General features: G+C 45.0%; 17 protein-coding genes. 4 read left to right on the plus strand and 13 right to left on the minus strand.

The window, feature by feature from the left end:
- Positions 1-20: 20 nt before the first annotated feature.
- A complete protein-coding gene (locus LOZ80_RS27585; protein WP_238167666.1) occupies positions 21-911 on the minus strand; it encodes a carbohydrate ABC transporter permease in 891 nt (296 codons plus the stop codon).
- A gap of 71 nt (positions 912-982) precedes the next feature.
- Complete coding sequence (locus LOZ80_RS27590) at positions 983-2302, minus strand: ABC transporter substrate-binding protein (protein WP_238167667.1); 1320 nt, start codon at positions 2300-2302, stop codon at positions 983-985.
- A gap of 134 nt (positions 2303-2436) precedes the next feature.
- On the opposite strand from LOZ80_RS27590, the gene LOZ80_RS27595 reads away from it, so the two are divergent.
- The 4 genes from LOZ80_RS27595 to LOZ80_RS27610 all read left to right on the plus strand — a co-directional run bounded on the left by LOZ80_RS27595 (position 2437) and on the right by LOZ80_RS27610 (position 6308).
- Complete coding sequence (locus tag LOZ80_RS27595) at positions 2437-3912, plus strand: sensor histidine kinase (RefSeq protein WP_238167668.1); 1476 nt, start codon at positions 2437-2439, stop codon at positions 3910-3912.
- A gap of 35 nt (positions 3913-3947) precedes the next feature.
- Entirely contained in the window at positions 3948-4634 is a 687-nt protein-coding gene (locus LOZ80_RS27600; protein WP_238167669.1) for a response regulator transcription factor, read from the plus strand.
- A 166-nt stretch (positions 4635-4800) separates the two neighbouring features.
- Positions 4801-5700: an SDR family oxidoreductase gene (locus LOZ80_RS27605; protein WP_238167670.1), complete on the plus strand. Its 900-nt coding sequence runs from the start codon at positions 4801-4803 to the stop codon at positions 5698-5700.
- Positions 5701-5720: 20 nt separating this feature from the next.
- Positions 5721-6308 (plus strand): TetR/AcrR family transcriptional regulator, encoded by a 588-nt coding sequence (locus LOZ80_RS27610; protein ID WP_238167671.1) that lies wholly within the window; start codon positions 5721-5723, stop codon positions 6306-6308.
- 107 nt (positions 6309-6415) lie between these two features.
- Here LOZ80_RS27610 and LOZ80_RS27615 read toward each other — a convergent pair whose 3' ends face one another.
- From LOZ80_RS27615 to LOZ80_RS27665, 11 genes are all read right to left on the minus strand, one after another.
- A complete protein-coding gene (locus tag LOZ80_RS27615; RefSeq protein WP_238167672.1) occupies positions 6416-7624 on the minus strand; it encodes a S1C family serine protease in 1209 nt (402 codons plus the stop codon).
- 244 nt (positions 7625-7868) lie between these two features.
- The gene (locus LOZ80_RS27620; RefSeq protein WP_238167673.1) at positions 7869-8474 is read right to left on the minus strand and encodes a pentapeptide repeat-containing protein; all 606 of its coding nucleotides are present in this window, start codon (positions 8472-8474) and stop codon (positions 7869-7871) included.
- A 282-nt stretch (positions 8475-8756) separates the two neighbouring features.
- Positions 8757-9455 (minus strand): class I SAM-dependent methyltransferase, encoded by a 699-nt coding sequence (locus LOZ80_RS27625; protein ID WP_238167674.1) that lies wholly within the window; start codon positions 9453-9455, stop codon positions 8757-8759.
- The gene (locus LOZ80_RS27630; protein WP_238167675.1) at positions 9452-10369 is read right to left on the minus strand and encodes an NAD(P)/FAD-dependent oxidoreductase; all 918 of its coding nucleotides are present in this window, start codon (positions 10367-10369) and stop codon (positions 9452-9454) included. Before LOZ80_RS27630 ends, LOZ80_RS27625 begins: the two co-directional genes overlap by 4 nt.
- An 82-nt stretch (positions 10370-10451) precedes the next feature.
- Entirely contained in the window at positions 10452-10850 is a 399-nt protein-coding gene (locus LOZ80_RS27635) for an RrF2 family transcriptional regulator (protein WP_189010829.1), read from the minus strand.
- A gap of 81 nt (positions 10851-10931) precedes the next feature.
- On the minus strand, positions 10932-11879 hold the full coding sequence (locus LOZ80_RS27640) for a metal-dependent hydrolase (RefSeq protein WP_238167676.1): 948 nt from the start codon (positions 11877-11879) through the stop codon (positions 10932-10934).
- A 231-nt stretch (positions 11880-12110) separates the two neighbouring features.
- Positions 12111-13139, minus strand: a complete 1029-nt coding sequence (locus tag LOZ80_RS27645) for a YbjQ family protein (protein WP_238167677.1) — start codon at positions 13137-13139, stop codon at positions 12111-12113.
- Positions 13140-13170: 31 nt separating this feature from the next.
- Positions 13171-14073, minus strand: coding sequence for an aminoglycoside phosphotransferase family protein (locus LOZ80_RS27650; RefSeq protein WP_238167678.1), 903 nt, complete (start codon positions 14071-14073; stop codon positions 13171-13173).
- A gap of 44 nt (positions 14074-14117) precedes the next feature.
- Positions 14118-15029, minus strand: a complete 912-nt coding sequence (locus tag LOZ80_RS27655; protein WP_238167679.1) for an aminoglycoside phosphotransferase family protein — start codon at positions 15027-15029, stop codon at positions 14118-14120.
- A 43-nt stretch (positions 15030-15072) separates the two neighbouring features.
- A complete protein-coding gene (locus LOZ80_RS27660; RefSeq protein WP_238167680.1) occupies positions 15073-15753 on the minus strand; it encodes a DUF4166 domain-containing protein in 681 nt (226 codons plus the stop codon).
- A complete protein-coding gene (locus tag LOZ80_RS27665; protein ID WP_238167681.1) occupies positions 15750-16676 on the minus strand; it encodes a DoxX-like family protein in 927 nt (308 codons plus the stop codon). The genes LOZ80_RS27660 and LOZ80_RS27665 overlap by 4 nt, the downstream gene beginning before the upstream one ends.
- Between the last annotated feature and the right edge of the window lie 67 nt (positions 16677-16743).

Here is a 16743-nt window from a genome sequence, read left to right on the forward strand (position 1 = left end):
TTCTTCTCCCGCCAGACCCGTTAGGAGTAATTCACCCAACGCTTCTGTCCTCTAAATTGAATCAACGTGATAACGAGGATGATCGCGAACAGCACATAAGCCATCGCAGAGGCATATCCATATTCGAATCGTTGAAACGCTGTATAGTAAATGTCATAAACAAGCATATGCGTAGACCGACCAGGTCCTCCTTTGGTCAGCACAAAGACCAGATCGAACACTTTAAATGAATTAATAATTCCCATAATAATGGTAAAAAAGATAACCGGCGACAGCATCGGCAGTGTGATATTGCGGAATTGGGAAACCTTCCCTGCCCCATCGATTTCTGCTGCTTCGTACAAATCCTTTGGTATTCCCTGCAGTCCCGCCAAATACAAGACCATGTAGTAGCCGATGGAATGCCAGATACTGACGATAATGACAGAGATCAGCGCCCATTGCGTGGAAGCGAGCCATGTTGGCGGATGATCGATGCCCAGGCTTCGGAGCATGCCGTTGATCGGGCCCATCGTCGGGTTATACAACAGCTGCCACACAACGGCGACTGCTATCGTAGCTGTAATATGGGGTAAAAAGATGGCCGTGCGGAATATTTTAACGCCTCTCAAACCTTTATTGAGGGCGACTGCTGCCAAGATTGCCAGTAATAAGGTCACTGGAACAGAAACGCCTGTCATGATTAAGCTGTTAAGCAGCGAGATACGGAACGTTTCGTCGCTCCATAAACGGATATAATTCGATAACCCGGCGAATTCGATATCGCCAAAACCGTTCCATTCGGTAAAGCTCATCAGAAAAGAGGCGCCAACTGGGAAACAGATGAAAATTAAAAATCCGATAATATTAGGAAGCAAGAACGTGTAACCTGTGATCCGATTGCGCCTTAATGCTCTGCTGGAATCTTTCATATGCTTCACCCCTATTGAAGCAGCCGAACCTCACCCTAGTTGATGAAGCCCGGCCGATTCATTCATGTCTCTTACTTCTTGCCAGCTTTGAAATCCTTCGCGTATTTGTCTGCCCATTCTTTCTCCACGCGCTGTCCAATTTTCTGAATGGCCTGGTCCACGGTTTCAGCATTCGTTAAGGCCATTTCGCCTTCTTGCTTGTACACGTTGTTGACCAGAATATTTTTCACGCCAGGAAGCAGCGGGTATTCCGGATATTCCTTTTGTTCCACGAAGAAGTGAATGTTCTTAGGTTTCATGCTGCCATCACCAATGTATATTTTACGAATCTCATCGTTTACATAGCCCGTCAGGAATCCTTTGGCCGCAAACTGCTTCGCGCCTTTGGCCCCTGTCATAAACTGCAGCACCTTGAAAGCTTCCTCTTTGTGCTTGGAGTTCTTATTCACCATCAGGGATACGGGTGTTGCTAAACTCGTGTTGGCTGCTACACCTTCTGGATGCGGAACCGGAACAACGTCCCAATCGAAGCTGATTTTCTTCTCCGTTTCTGCCTGTCTGAGCTGCGCCACGTGCCAGTCACCGATCAGGTTCATCGCAACATTCCCCTTCTGGAAGGCTGAATTATAATGCGCGGATGTCGTAATTTGCTCAGCCCAGCCCATAATCGAGCCGTCTTTTTCCATATCCATGCGGAATTGAAGCCCTTTTTTGAATGGCGTCAAATCCTTGTCGATAATCGAGGCTCCGGTTTGAACGCCTTGCATATACCACGTTTGCGCCCATGGATGCAGGAACGCTCCGTACACCTTGTTGGCCCCCTCGCCTTTCGTCATTTTCTTCGCCAATTCACGGAATTCGTTCCATGTCATATCTGCTTTGGGGTAGGCGACATTCGCTTGATCAAACAGTGTTTTGTTGTAAAACAGCATCCAATTCGATTTCCGGTAAGGGAGACCGTATACTTTATCGTTCACCTTCAGTGAGTCGTACAGCGGACCATACCCCGATACATCGATGTTTTCTTTTTTGATGTAATCATCCAGTGGCTCCAGGATGCCTGTGTCCAGAAAAACATCCATGTTGCCCCCGACTAAGTCGATATCCTCTCCCGAAGACAGTTGAAGACGGAGCTTCTCATAGTACTGCGCTTGTGGAATCGTTTCGAACTGCACCTGAATCGTTGGATTCTCTTTGCTGAATTCTGCATACGCTGATTTAAATGTTTCCAAATCGTCTGTTAACACAGTCGCTTTTAAATTGACCTGTGCCGTTTTCGCTGCGGGGGAAGCCGAATTTTTCTCTCCTGAAGTCTGTTGCGTAGAACCGCATCCAGCAAGCAAACCCATAGCCAATGTACCCGTCACCACAAGGTGCCAACTTTTTTTCATTTGACTCTCACCCTTTTTTTGATATGATTTGTTTGCGCTTTCTATGATTTGAATTATACGTAGCTTAGGTGTTGGCCGACAGGTGAAAGTTTTATACCCCCTTATGAGGCAACGTATAGGAAGAGGTGACATTTATGCTTTTTATCACACTATTGCTGCTGATCTTCACGATTCTGTTCACGTATAAAAAGCTAAATAATGCCTCAACCCGCTTCATGTACGGCATCATTATCGGATGGGTGCTGTCGTTCGTTGCGTTCACACTGTACTTGAGCAAGTTCAATTACTATTTCAATGTCATACATAGCTTCTTTGATTTTAGCCCAGGTACCTGGAATTATCTTGTGCTGACCAAATTCAACCCGAATTGGCTTATTCGCATGTTGAACGCGGGTGTCAGTCTCTTCTACTGCTCCCTGCTGTGCTTCGCTGTATCGTTCACCCGCAGCCTTAACCACCGCAAACAACAAGTTGTGTATGGCGTTGTTCTGGTCTTTTTTATCGTGCAAAATGCTTACTATGACCCTGCGATTCATATCGCATTAACGAATTGGCATGAGAGATTCTTATCTTTTACAATGATTGAAATGTTATTAAAAAGCTTGCGCTACCTCATTCTTTTTATTGCATTTGGCCTATTATTCAACTATTATTTGAATTATCCGAAAATTAAGTTTATAAAAAAGCTAACCTTATACCATATCCTGCTCTTCATTCCACTGGTCATTATCCATCTCTTAATCTTCTCATGGGCGCCGAAAGTATTGGTAAAACCAACTTATTTAGAGGGCTATTATAACTATTTGCAGCCTCCGCTCGGCTCTCAACCTATCATTCTAGCAGTGTTTCCTTATGCGATATATGTAACTTTGATTTTGATGATCTTGATCGTCTACAAGTTTAATTCAATTGAAAATTACCGCAAAAACCGCGATATTCAGATCAACAAAAGCATCGATACGGCGACGCTAGGCACCCGGGCTTTCACTCACGCCCTCAAAAATCATTTGATCGCGATTCAATCGGAAGCCTCCTATCTGAAGGAGCGCCATCAGAAGGATACCGAATCCCTGTATAGTCTTGAGCTTATTCTGAAATCATCGCAAACGGCGCTTACAAGCATTAATGATGCGGCAGATAAGTTGAAGAATATTCAACTCAATCTCCAGCCCATGTTCGTCGATCTGCCGCTACAACAAGCTATAGCCAATTTACGCGACCAATCGAATGGCTGCCAGCTCGACTATCGGGCAAGCGCAGTTCCGGCGCGTTGTTATCTCGATCATGAACATTTCGCGGAAGCGGTTTACAACCTCCTGATTAATGCCAGTGAATCGCTGCAAAACCGGGATGACGGTCTCATTATTGTCGAAACCAGCCAGCAAAATGGCTGGTCCTTGATCCGTATTTCTGACAATGGTCCTGGCGTCGCCGAGGAAAATCTGGAGGCGATCTTCGACCCCTTTTTCACAACGAAATCTTCGGTAAACAACTGGGGGATCGGGTTGTCCTACTGTCACAAAATCGTACTTGCCCACGACGGCAAAATTCTTGTGGAAAGCAAAGAAGGCACAGGGACGACGTTCACCCTATGCCTGCCTATGATCTAATGCGAATGGAATGATAAAGACGGAGGTTCATACCGATGACACAGCCTAGAATGCGGATCCTCATTGCCGACGATATGGAAGCCCACATTAGAAGACTGGAGAGAACCTTCTCCCAACATGCGGATTTTGAATGTGTCGCGCGCGCAACATCCGGCTATGAAACAGTGAGTCTGGCCGGTTCGCACCAGCCCGATGTGATTTTAATGGATATCGAGATGGAAAGTCAGTATGCCGGGATACACGCAGCCAAACTGGTACACGAGAAACACCCGCAGATCAAGATTATCGTGCTGACCGTTCATAAGGATGAGAACTTCATCTTTGCCGCCTTTCAAACGGGAATTACCGATTATTTGCTCAAAGATGCATCTGACTCAGAAGTCATCGAAGCTGTTCGGGCTGCTTTTAACAATGAATCTCCCATCCGTCCGATGATCGCCGAGAAAATTAGAGAAGAATTCGTTCGCGTGAAAAAAGCAGAGACCAGCCTGCTGAATATCATTCAAATCATCTCGGAGCTTACCCCAAGCGAGCTTCAGGTGCTTCGTCTGCTGTGCGAAGGCAAGAAGCGAAAGCAAATTGCTGACGAGCGCTGCGTGGAGTATGAAACGATTAAGAAACAAATCAACTCGATTCTAAAAAAGTTTCAAATGCCCGATGCCGCCGCAGTCGTTCGGACGATCAACGATTTGCGCATATTTGAAGTGTTGAAGAAGCTGTGAGTGTTTGATAAAGCGGCAGATTAGGACCGATTAATGTCCTAGCCTGCCGTTTTTTTTATAGAATTGCTAATGACTATTGACAATGCATGGAAATTATTTTAGGATAAAAACAACAAGAAAATGAATGAACCATTCATTCATTAATGCGAAAGGGAGTTGAATAACGATGGAGAAAATAACGATTAACAAGTCCTCACTGCAAGGCAAGTATGTTGTAATTACCGGGGCAACCAGTGGCATTGGGCTTGCCGCGGCCAAAGAACTCGCAACTCGAGGCGCTAACCTCGGAATCGTAGCACGTAATCAGGCCAAAGCGAATCAAGTTGCAGCTCAAATCAAGGCATCAACCGGGGGCAGCACGACTGTGGACATATTCTTGGCTGACATGGCTTCTCAGAAGTCCATTCGTCAGGTCGCCGCGGAGATTTTGAAGAAATGTTCAAGAATAGACATTCTGATCAACAATGCCGGCGCCTTGTTCGAAACGCGACAACTAACTGTCGACGGTTTGGAAATGACTTGGGCCGTTAACCATCTAGCACCTTTCCTTCTAACTACACTTCTCCTTGATCGAATGAAGGAAAGCGCGCATGCCCGCGTTATTACGACTTCATCCCATGGGCACAAGATGGCCAAAAAAGGCATTAACTTTGACGATCTCAGTGCAGAGCGACTCTATAGCTTTCCTCATAAGCTCATTGGCGGTTCTACATTTCGCTATGCTGAAACCAAGCTCGCTAATATTATGTTCACGGCTGAATTGGCGAATCGGCTGGAGGGAACAGGAGTCACCGCATACTGCTTCGATCCGGGGCTTGTTTCCACGAATTTCAACCAGAATAACGGTCTGTTGGCCCGTATGACCATGGCCGTTATGAAAATGTTCTCACGGACCCCGGAGAAAGGTGCTGAAACTTTGGTATGGTTGGTGGACTCAGACGAAATTACCTGTCACAATGGTCATTATTACACCGACATGCAAATGACCATCCCCTCTATTCCCGCTCAGAACATGAATGCCGCAAAGCGATTATGGGCGATTAGTGCGGAGCAGGTTCGAATTTAAGAATTGGAGAGTGAATAACGTTGACACAGCAAAATGAACAATCCCCAGATCCCCTTCACGATGAACGTCGAGAACAGATTAAGAGCGCAGCTCTTAAAGTATTCGCTCAACGAGGAATTGCGGGTACGAAAATGAGCATGATCGCTGCTGAAGCCGGCATTAGCCAAGGCCTGTCCTACCGCTATTTCAGCTCCAAGGAAGAGCTCTTTACTGTACTTGTGCAGGAAGCGATCGAAGAAGCCCAACTGGCGATTAGGAACGTTAACCATCTGCCTGGTACACCCAAAGAACAATTAAGAGCATTATCCAAGCGTATGCTTGATGACAGTCATAAACATTATTTCTTGCTGCTTCAGCAGGCGCAAACATCAGATGAGGTACCTGTAAAGACCAAACAAATTATCGATCACTATTCTCCGAAAGATACAATCGACCAACTGGTCCCATTATTCATCAAGGGACAACAATCCGGAGAATTCTGTGAAGGCGATCCCTACAAGCTATTGATCCTCTATCTCTCCGTCATTACCGGACTCATGCTGCAGGAATCACCCACCAATGAAGGCTGGCTGCAAGAGGTTGACAACTTGATGAAGATTATAACCTAATGGTCACCGGGCATTCTTCTTCGCTTACATGACAGCGGAACAAGAAAAGATTGCCAACCATCCAGCCAGAATACAGGATAGCAGGCAATCTTTTTGAATTTTTCCTATTAGCCTTGGTAGCTGGTCGCTGCGTTTCTGTTCCCTACTTTAACCGTAACATTCTTCGTCTGACCATCTCGCGAAATGGTTATTTTCAGTTCGTCTCCAACGGCCGCGGCTTGCACAGCTTTGGTAAGCTCATCCGTATTGGAAATGGCGGTGCCATTCACATCCAGAATAACGTCGTACTGACGAATGCCCGCTGCAAAAGCTGGCGTACCTTGCTGCACCTCAGCAACTATGGCACCTTTGGTGCTGTTGATCTTTAAGTCTTCGAGCATATCGGTCGAAATATTCTGCAGAGCTACACCAATGTAAGGTGCTGGCTCTTTGGGAATCGTTTCGTTATTTTTCAGTTTATCAACAACAGAACTAATCGTACTTGCTGGAATTGCAAAGCCCATTCCTTGCGCTTCAGAGTTCACTGCTGTATTGATGCCGATTACTTCCCCATTCAAATTCAACAGCGGACCGCCCGAGTTGCCTGGGTTGATTGCGGTGTCCGTTTGCAGCAAGTGCTTATAGTTTCGCGTACCCTGCTCATCATCGATGCTGATCTCGCGTTCTTTGGCGCTTAGAACACCTGTCGTCACGGAGTAATCGAAATCATACGGATTGCCAATAGCAACAAGCCAATCCCCTACTTGCGTAGTGTCGGAGCTGCCTAATTTCAGTGAAGGGAAAGCTTTATCCCCTTGAATTTTGAGCACAGCCAAATCTAGATCATAACTGCTTCCAAGCAGTTTTGCTGTAAAAGGTGTGTCATAACCTTGCACGTAAACATCTATTTCGTCTGCGCCATCAATGACATGCTCATTCGTTAAAATATAACCGCTCGAATCGAAAATGAAGCCTGATCCAATCCCATTTTCAATGGTATCTCCGCTTTCAGCACCTTGTTGCAGTGTGTTTCTTCTATTCTGTCCCTTATTCGTCTGTTTTACTTTCGTCTCTATTTTCACAATGGCGGGACTCGCTGTTTTCACAATGGCTGAGACACTGTTCGTTCCTGCTCCGGTCAATGATGCCGTTTGAACATTAGCTGCCGCCGAGTTGGCTGCACCAGCAGCGACGCCTGATTGAACAGGTTGAGCATCATACCCAAACAGATCCATCTTATCGGACGTGAACATCAACCCACCGACAACGACTGCGCCAGCCATAAAAGCTGCGAACATAGATTTCACTTTGGTGCCCTGCGTCTTGTTTTCATTCATGCTATTACCGCCTTTCGTCTACCATCTATTCGATTAGTGTTGATAGATAGAAGTATAGGGCACTAACCTGAAGTATTACTTAAGTTTGGCTGATAGGCATATGAAAGTTAACTGAAAGTACGCTGAAGATGCCGCTGTAGAATAGCGTTAAAGTTGGAGAATCGCCGCGAATTAAAGACTGAGAATGTGCCGCGCGAACGGCATTTCGGGCGGGTTAAGGTTGAAATTCACCGCCGGATTTTCATTAACCCACCCTAGCTCCATGAGAGAGTGAAAACAATACAGATTGCTCCCTATCCATTCTCAAACCTGTGACGGCGAATGTTTTAAAATCTATGCCCTCCATCGTGGCCCCTCTTACATCAGCACCCTGCAATTTCGCCTTGGACAGTATCGCCATAGTCAGATCACAATCTCTTAAGTCCGCTTTTTCAAGATCGGCTCCTGACAAGTCTGCTTCATGAAATTTAACCCCACGTAAATCCTGTCTAACTAATCTAGCGTGTCGCAAATTTGTATATGACCAATCGCCTTGAAATATAGTAATCCCATCCATATTGGTGCCAGAGAAATCCGAACCGGTCATCTTGCATGTTTCAAATTTGGAAACAAAGAGGTTGGCTCCGTTAAAGTTACAATTCTCAAACGCGGATTCTTTATGATAAGAGCCATTCAAAGAGGCTCCACGAAAATCACACTCTACGAAACGGCAATTGCTGGATGTAATCTCCTCTAGTGATCCGTTTGTAAACGAACAACGATTAAAGGTACAACTTAATAGCTCGCCGTACCTTAGATCTTGTGTGCCAAAACTTAATCCTGCATAATTTTGTTTGCTATGCTGAAACATAAGAGGCCTCCTAATTATTAGTACGCTATTTTCCCCACTTTTTTAATATAGCACATGGCTGTCAAGTACCCTTATGATCTCGATTAAAAGTCAAGCGACTTATTTTTTTCAAAAGGCGGCTAGGTCATCTACAATTGTGCGCTCAGGGGGAAATAAGCTCGCCCTAGCTTATTCTCTGCGCAGAGAAGAGCTCCATCATGGCGGGAGGACCCACAACGCACATAAAAAAGCTGCCAAGCATTCGGCAGCCTAACCTTTAACCTTTATGATATCTGGGATAAATCATTCCGCATGGCAAATCCATCCTGCAAAAATGCCAGTAGAATAAAACCGGGTGATATTCGTAAAGCCAGATTCTGCCAACAGCCCTTCGATTTGATTCTCAGAAATGAAAGAAATTTTCATAATGCCGTTGTTTACCAACTCATTCACTTTGCGTGCATCGGATCCGGCATCCAGCCAAAAGCTTTTCCATACGTTTAATCGGTCTCGAAGTTCAGCAGAATCGCGCTCTCCGTAAGCACTAACCAGTACGAATGGGGCTCCCTGCTGCATATGATCCTTAATAGTTCTGAGCAACTTCAACTTCTCTTGGATATCATCAATGAAATGAAGAACCAAGATGCAGCTTACTGCGTCGAACTTCGAGCCAGGAAGCGGCAGGTCGTCAATTGTTCCGTGGATGAGCTTCACGCGGTTTTCCAGGCCTAGTTGATCTGATTTATTGTTAGCTATCTTAAGCATCTCTTCAGAAATGTCGATTCCCGTGAACGTCCATTGTGGGTTAGACGGTCCCCATGCGGCAAGTTCATTGCCGCCACCGGCGCCGATCACGAGCAAAGAGGCTGCTTTGTCGCTTAGTTGGGCTCGATAGTAAGACTGAACCATCGTGAATAACGTATCATAGGTGGGAATCGAGATTCGACTATTTTTCTCATAAATAAGAGCCTTTTCGGAGTTGAATGTTTGCTCTTCCTTCATTTGCTAGATGCCTCCTTGTTCCAATCCTCCATAATTAACTCGTTGTTTATGCTCACACCGGCCATTGCGCCTAAGGATGCGGCTGCTATTGCTTGATACATCTCTGATGCTGAATCTCCTGCACCGTAAACACCCGGTACATTCGTTTTACCAAATTTATCAACGACGACCGTTCCTGCTTCTGTCATCTCGCAACCTATTGCTCGCGGCAGTTCTGATCCAGTCACAAGCTTAGGTCCAAAGAAAATGCCCGTGCACGGAATTGCTGTCCCGTCCTCCAGTTCAACTTGTTGAACCATCCCTTCATTGGATACAATGGATCGGATAGGCGAGTCAAAAACAGGAACGTTATGTTGAGCAAGCTCCTCTTTTTCTGCGCTTGTCATTTCATCAGGACCATGGGTGCAAATTGTGAAATGGTCCGTCCATCCGGAAATCATTTTGGCTAAGTGAAGCGCATTTGCTCCCTTAACAATTAAGACCAGCGGCTGGTCTCTTAATTCCCAGCCATCGCAATAAGGGCATACGAAGGCGCTTTTGCCATATACATCAGCCAATCCGTTAATATCCAACGGAACATCCTTTTTTCCTACTGCAAAAAGCACCTTTTTGCTCCCATAGATCGTACCCTGAGCAGTCGTAATTTGGAAATGACCATCGGTTCCCGCGATCGAAACTGCAGTATCCGCTGCAAAATGGACAGACGGATATACGCTAATCTGTTCCTTTGCAATTCTCCGAAACTCGCTTGGACTGATACCATCTCTCGTAAGATAACCGTGAGTTTCGCGAGTAACCTGATTACGCGGACGCCCTTCATCAATGACGATCACATTTTTTCTTGCTCTGCCTAATACAAGAGCCGCATTCAATCCCGCTGGTCCTCCGCCGATAATCACACAATCATAAGTCATTTTGATCTTCCTTTCCTGTCTGTATTATTAAGGATTTAAAAGACACTTAATATCCTTAATTATCGTTTAAAAATGACGGAGTCTACTCCGCCTTAACTACATTTGCCAAATCGGCTATTTTCTTACTTGCCAAATACTGTTCCAAATTTCGCTCTGCATCCATGACCACCTGTTGAATCGGACATTCGTTTCCGTGATTAAAGCTGCATTCGAACAAGGAGGCGCTGCCTTCGATCGCACGAATGATATCGAGAAAAGAAATATCTTCCTGCTTATGCCGGAGTCGATATCCACCGTTCGCACCCGGTGAGGACTGAATCAGTCCCGCCTTGACAATCTTGGTCATCAACTTGGATAGATAGGTCTGTGAAACGCCCAGCTTCTCAGCCAGCAATTGCACGCCAACAGGCTTATCAGGTGCTGACTTCACAAGATAAAGCATCGCGTGAAGCGCATAGTCAGTCGCTTGAGAATACTTCATTCTGTTCAGCACCTCCATTAAAGAGTATATGAGTCTATAATAGCTTTAATTGAGTTGAAAAACAAGGCTTATTCTATTTGGTTATTTTGTTATTAACTGTTGCAGGAAATCACCATCCATTTTATCCATTTCATACCAAGTATTATCCGTAGGGGAAAAAACAAAAATCGTCCTCTTATCTTGATGCATTGCTGCTATATAGTGTTTTCCTTGAAACTCTTTTTCCACCAACACTTTATATTGTCGTTCCTCTTTTTGAGTTGACCTATAAGTGAAAGAATCATTCCTAATCAGTGGGTTTTTAGATAAATAAATAGCATTCAGCTGAGGTAGGGGAAATCTACCTAATAAAAAAGCTTGTCCTATAATTATTCTTTGTTCTGAATAAACGGAGTATTTCCATTCAAACCAATCCAGCGGGAATAACGGTCGTATGAGGTTTTCTGCTGTGGGAATCACCTCAATTGAAGCTTCCGGTGTCAAATTAAATTGATTCTTAATTTGATACAGAAATATTTGTTTATCTACTTCGCGTACTCCTAGATATACTATGGCAAAAGTAAGAAAAACAGATACAACTCTCTTTTGGGTAGGCTGAAAAAACATTGTACCTAAACTAATGACTAAAGGAACCAAAAACCAAGGGTCTCCTAGAAGCAGAACATCAAAGCTAATTTCGGCATCAAAAAACGGATAAAAGAAAGGAACCCCATGTTCTAAGGAATCGGGTACCAAATGAGCTCCCCAAATAATGGCTACCGCTATACCAAATTGCTTACTGAAAGTCTTTTTTCTCGTAATCATAGCAAAACCTAGCCCTAAAAATAGAGAAAACAGAATGGAATGACTTAAACTAATGAGACTAGAAAGAAAATACTTAAAAAAATCAGGAGATATCGCTATCATTGCCCCGTAAATCAGCATCGGAAAATTTTGCATACGTTTATTTTGAAAACCGTTATTCAATAGATATGCCAAAATGCTACCTAGAACCGCATGCGTTAATACGTGAGAAATTAATACATACATATTAGTTACCCAAACCATCCTCTCTTTTCATGTAATCAGAAATCAGACATTGCTATATGCACAATTATACCATAAAATAACAATTTTAATATTATAATACACTTCCCATTTCCTCAGATCGATGCCTGCAACAAGCGCAAAAAAAAGCGAACTGCGCATCTCTGCGCAGCTCACTTTTTTCAACGAGAAAACCATTCCAGAAAATCCTCGCTCCCACCGAACTGCCTCTTCTCAAGCCTGGCCGAAAATGTGCTGCAATACATATAGATTTTCTTTTAGCTTGGACAACGTGTCTTCAATGCTGACCTCGCCTTTCTTGAACCCCCGATCATCCTGATCGCATGACTTGCAGTAGATGATGCCGGACTTGTTCACCTTGCCGCATTCGCAGGTCCATTTGTCTGAATCGTGCTTCCCCCGTTGAACAAACGTGCGCGTGACTAGATGAATCAGCTTCTCGAGCTTGCCAATGTCATCAACGTGATACTTGCGTTTATCTCCGGATACGATAACAAGCGCATATTTCTTCACGATCCATTCCGTATTGGTGACGAGCAGGTTCTCGATGAAATCATAGTCCGTCAGCTTCGCTTGTTTGATCACGGTCATCGCTTTGCCGTTGGTTTGGAGCTTGTCGTACAAGAACGCCTTGGCGAGCGGCTCTTCAACACCCGCGAAATATTGAAACACATTTTCTAGCGAATTATTGTAATCATAATCGATCGAATGATAAAACTTGAATACTTGGGCCATCACTTCTGGCGAATAATACTCCAAAATGGTAGGCCAATAGTTCGGCACCACATTAAAATCTTGGTTCACGTTATTAATCATACTCAACCGTTTGTGCTCGTACTGGTATTTCTCGAATGAGATCTCATCCTTCACACCAGCGGCTGCGACTTCCTTCTCATAACCATAATCCGGGATGAAGGCGGACGTTCCGGTTGCCGTGACCATAAACATTTGTTTGCCTTTACCGGAAACCTCATCATGGTCAATCCTCACTCCTACGATTGCGTTAGCCCCCAATTTGACGGCCTCCTCTGTCAGCAGGTGTATCACTTCGTCATAAATGCTTTTCAATTGTTTCTGATAGGTGGCGGACCGACCGCCAAAAACATCGCTAAAACTAGCGAATAAGTCGGAGAATAGATCGACGCCAGTCACGACTCTTGCCGACACGATCCCTCTGTAATGTTCGAGTTTGATCGCTTCATTAACAGATGTCGTTGTAATTAACACACCATTTTTCGCCATGTGTATCGCCTCCATGAGATGCTGCCAGCCACTATTCGTTTCTTATTATTAGATCTATCTGACGTATGAAATCTTCCGCAAGTTCTAGCTGTCTAGTTGCAAATTCCAGATCTCCGTGACCTGCAAGGGCGAAATCCAAATTACCTAACGTAGACATTAGTGTACGCGCGGTAATAGCAAATCCAAAAGCTTCTAGATCCGCGCCATTGTTGAGCTGGCCCAATATGTATGTAAAGGTGGGTTCCTGAGTGCCGCCGAATAATGCCAGATTACCAACATATGAAGCCAGATCCCAGTAAGCAGGCATCAATGATACATCTTCGAAGTCCGTCCAAACCCAACCATCAGGGGTTGGTAATAAGTTTCTTGAATGAGCATCTCCATGACACGGTATTAGCAAACTGGGCTCGAGCCGCATTTGTTTATCTACCTTTAGAAACACTTGGATAAGTGCTTGTATACGCAGATCGGAGTGTTTCCTCAATCTGGCAGCCGATTGACTTGTCCGCTCCCAAACACCCAGCATAGGAAGCTCGTCAAAGAAATCTTTCATTGCTAGTGAAAGTCCGTTTACCAATTCGACTACTTCACTCGGTGAAGGAGGTTGAATTACTGTGGGAGGGATATAGTCCCACAATGTCATCCAAGTACCCGCTACATCGTGTGGTCCTGCATCACTAAGGTCAGCAGGACATAACACGGGGACGCCCTTGGATTGGAGGTGACGTGATACACGCAACTCACGATCAAGTATTTTGTATGCGTACTCTGCATTTTCTTTGGAAATAACAGTAGCTATTCGGGCCACAATCGGGTAGGGAGCCAAGTGAATGATCAGGTTCCCACCATTACTGAGTTCAATTGGTGTAATGTCAGTTAAACCATTACTTTCAGCAATTGATATTACTTGTGAAATAAGTATGCCTTTCTCCAATACTACAACAGCTCCTTATTTGTTTGAGTTAATCGAGATAGACCTCAATCCAGACATTTGGCGAAGCGTTCCGTTACTTGAATGCCTCTGTGCCAATCCGTCCCTCCGTCTTCAATCGTCCAGCAAGCCTCAAGCACGCCTCGCACCACACCCCACATCGCGATTCGGCGGGGGTCCAAATTGAGGCGGTCAGCCATAATCGCAATTCGACTCCGCAGCACCTGCTCACAGTCACCACCCCGATCCTCGTAGTTAAGCAGATACTGGACCGTATCGAAATGGATGTCGCCGATGATGCCTTTAGGGTCAATGACAGCCCATTGCTCTTCGCCTTGTCGAAGGATATTTTCATGATGCAGATCACCATGCAACAGGAAATTCTCAGGCGTGGTCGTGATGAGGTACTCCAGACATTCTTCCGCATTTTCCACCCAGCTCTCAGGTAGCGGTGCGGCTATGCTCATGTCGTCGAATCGCTTGCGGTATCGCTCGATTGCCGCGAAGTGCTGCTTCATGGACGGGTAGAGTCTGCCCGTTGGGGCCAGTAGGTGAAGGCGGCGAAATACTTCGCAAAAGATATTCGTTGCACGCGAGTCATCTTCAATTATGGATAACGGTGTGCCAGGGTCGGCACCCTCCAGCAGGGCCACCCCCCACTCCTCGTCTGCATCAAGCACTTGAATCGCCCCACGGCCCTCAAAGGCGCGCAGTACACTGACTTCTCTAGAAAGCTCCTCCTTCATGAAAGATGCTTTAAGGACGACTGGCTTCCCATCGCTGCGTGTTGCGCGCAGCACGAAGTTATAGGTTAAATTGGAAAATGGAGCTTGAGGACTAAAATCGAAACGTCTTGCACTGTCGGCGATCAGTTTAGGCAGCGCCTCCGACCATGCGACGCCTTGCTCACCGTGAAGCTCTTGCATTCTATCAGTAAATGTATCAGGGATCACAAGCATGCCGCCTTGCTCCTTTCAGCAATGTAGTCATAGAAAAAAACAGTTACTCCCGTCTTTCTTCCCGCACTGGCTTCACGTGCTGAGGAATGTCACGTTTAGCTACGGGCAAGTACTCAATATCGAAGGATCCACGGTATCCAAAAAGCGGTCCAAAAAGTTTGTTTTTCACCTGTACATCAATTTGAAACTTCCCATTTTCATCATCGTACCACTCGCAGACATCCGCATAACCGGAAAAAATCATCGGAAACCGAAAACCTAGAATCCCCTCATAAAAAAATTGTTTCCCTGACCGCAGCCCCATACCGCCATTCTCCGCAACAAACATATCTATTTCCACGGCCAAATGCTGATGAGTGCCTAGATAATCTACAATTTTACGCCGTTTATCGCTGTAAATCATAGTAGCATCAAAACGTCTAATCCGGTCTGAGAATTGGTAAGTCCGAATCCAAGTAACAGTCTCTCGCCCAAAACTATCCCTGTATGCGTAATTCTCGATTGAGAATGGAATATGTTTTCCTCCTTGCGGAAAAAGGATGTTTCGCCACGTACCCAAGGCCAGGAAAGGAATGGTAAACCATTTGCCATACCAAACATGTTCCATAACCCCTTTCCCGATAGACGCTATTTGATTCTCGCTTCCGAAGCCAAATCGTTTTTGGATCTGGGGGTGGAGTTTGGAGAAGTCTTCACCGAGGACCTTTTCGTAGATTGAAGTCATGCTTGGTCCCTCCCTTCACGTGAACTTCGAAGACACCTTCTGGCACTCGGAAGCTCTGTTTCATTCAGTAGACTAATTATGGATAAGACTATCATTGCAAGATTCAGAGTAATTGGATTGAAAGGCGCTACATAAGTCAACGGATGTGAAGCAGCACTTAATCCAAGAAGAATCAAGACCGATATATTGATTTTATGCAGACTCCTTCGCTTCTTGCCGCTCAAAATGAGGAACAAGAGACCAAATCCGATTTCTCCTAATCCCATCAGAGTCAGGAGAGGCCTTCCATAATCAGCAAGGCCTGGTGTGCTCTGTATAATGTCCAATTCCCCCGAATCTGCTACTAACAGCTTCGGCACAAGCCCTTGATACATCCAGATAAAAAACAAGCTTATTTTTAATACAGCCTCTATAATAGAACGTCTGATCAATACATAGGGGGGAACCCCTTGCTCTAGCCATAGACGCAAACAGTCAAAACTCCACGCTGTCGCCCACCCCATTATCGGCCGGAATATGAAACGGTCGATCCAAGCGCCGAATGGGCCAAAACGGGTCCTATAATCATATCTAGTTAAGAAGCGAACACCTTCAACTGTAGGCACATAACGCCAAAATCCAGCTCCTTCTAAGATGAGCGAGATCGGATTAGGTGAGCTGAATTTCAGGCTAGAAGTCATAATGCCATCTCTCTCTTTGTTACCTACCGATTCGCCCTCTCCCGCAATACTAAGTCCAAAGCCGATATTTGTTTTATATACAAAGCGCTGCGGTTGTTCTTCATGGGATTTAGGAATATATGTAATCTCTGAGAACCTTAAGTCCCATTGTTGATGCAAATTAGGCTTCTGTGTATAGGTCCACAATGTTTCCATTGGCACTTTCATAAGAATTTCTACATAAATGGGTTTTCTATTGAGCACGGCAATTATCCTCTGAGTAAGTTGTCATTAATTACTTCACCACTCTTCACTAACTCTTTTCCAAATA

The sequence above is a fragment of the Paenibacillus sp. HWE-109 genome (genome assembly GCF_022163125.1).
Lineage (GTDB): Bacteria > Bacillota > Bacilli > Paenibacillales > NBRC-103111 > Paenibacillus_E.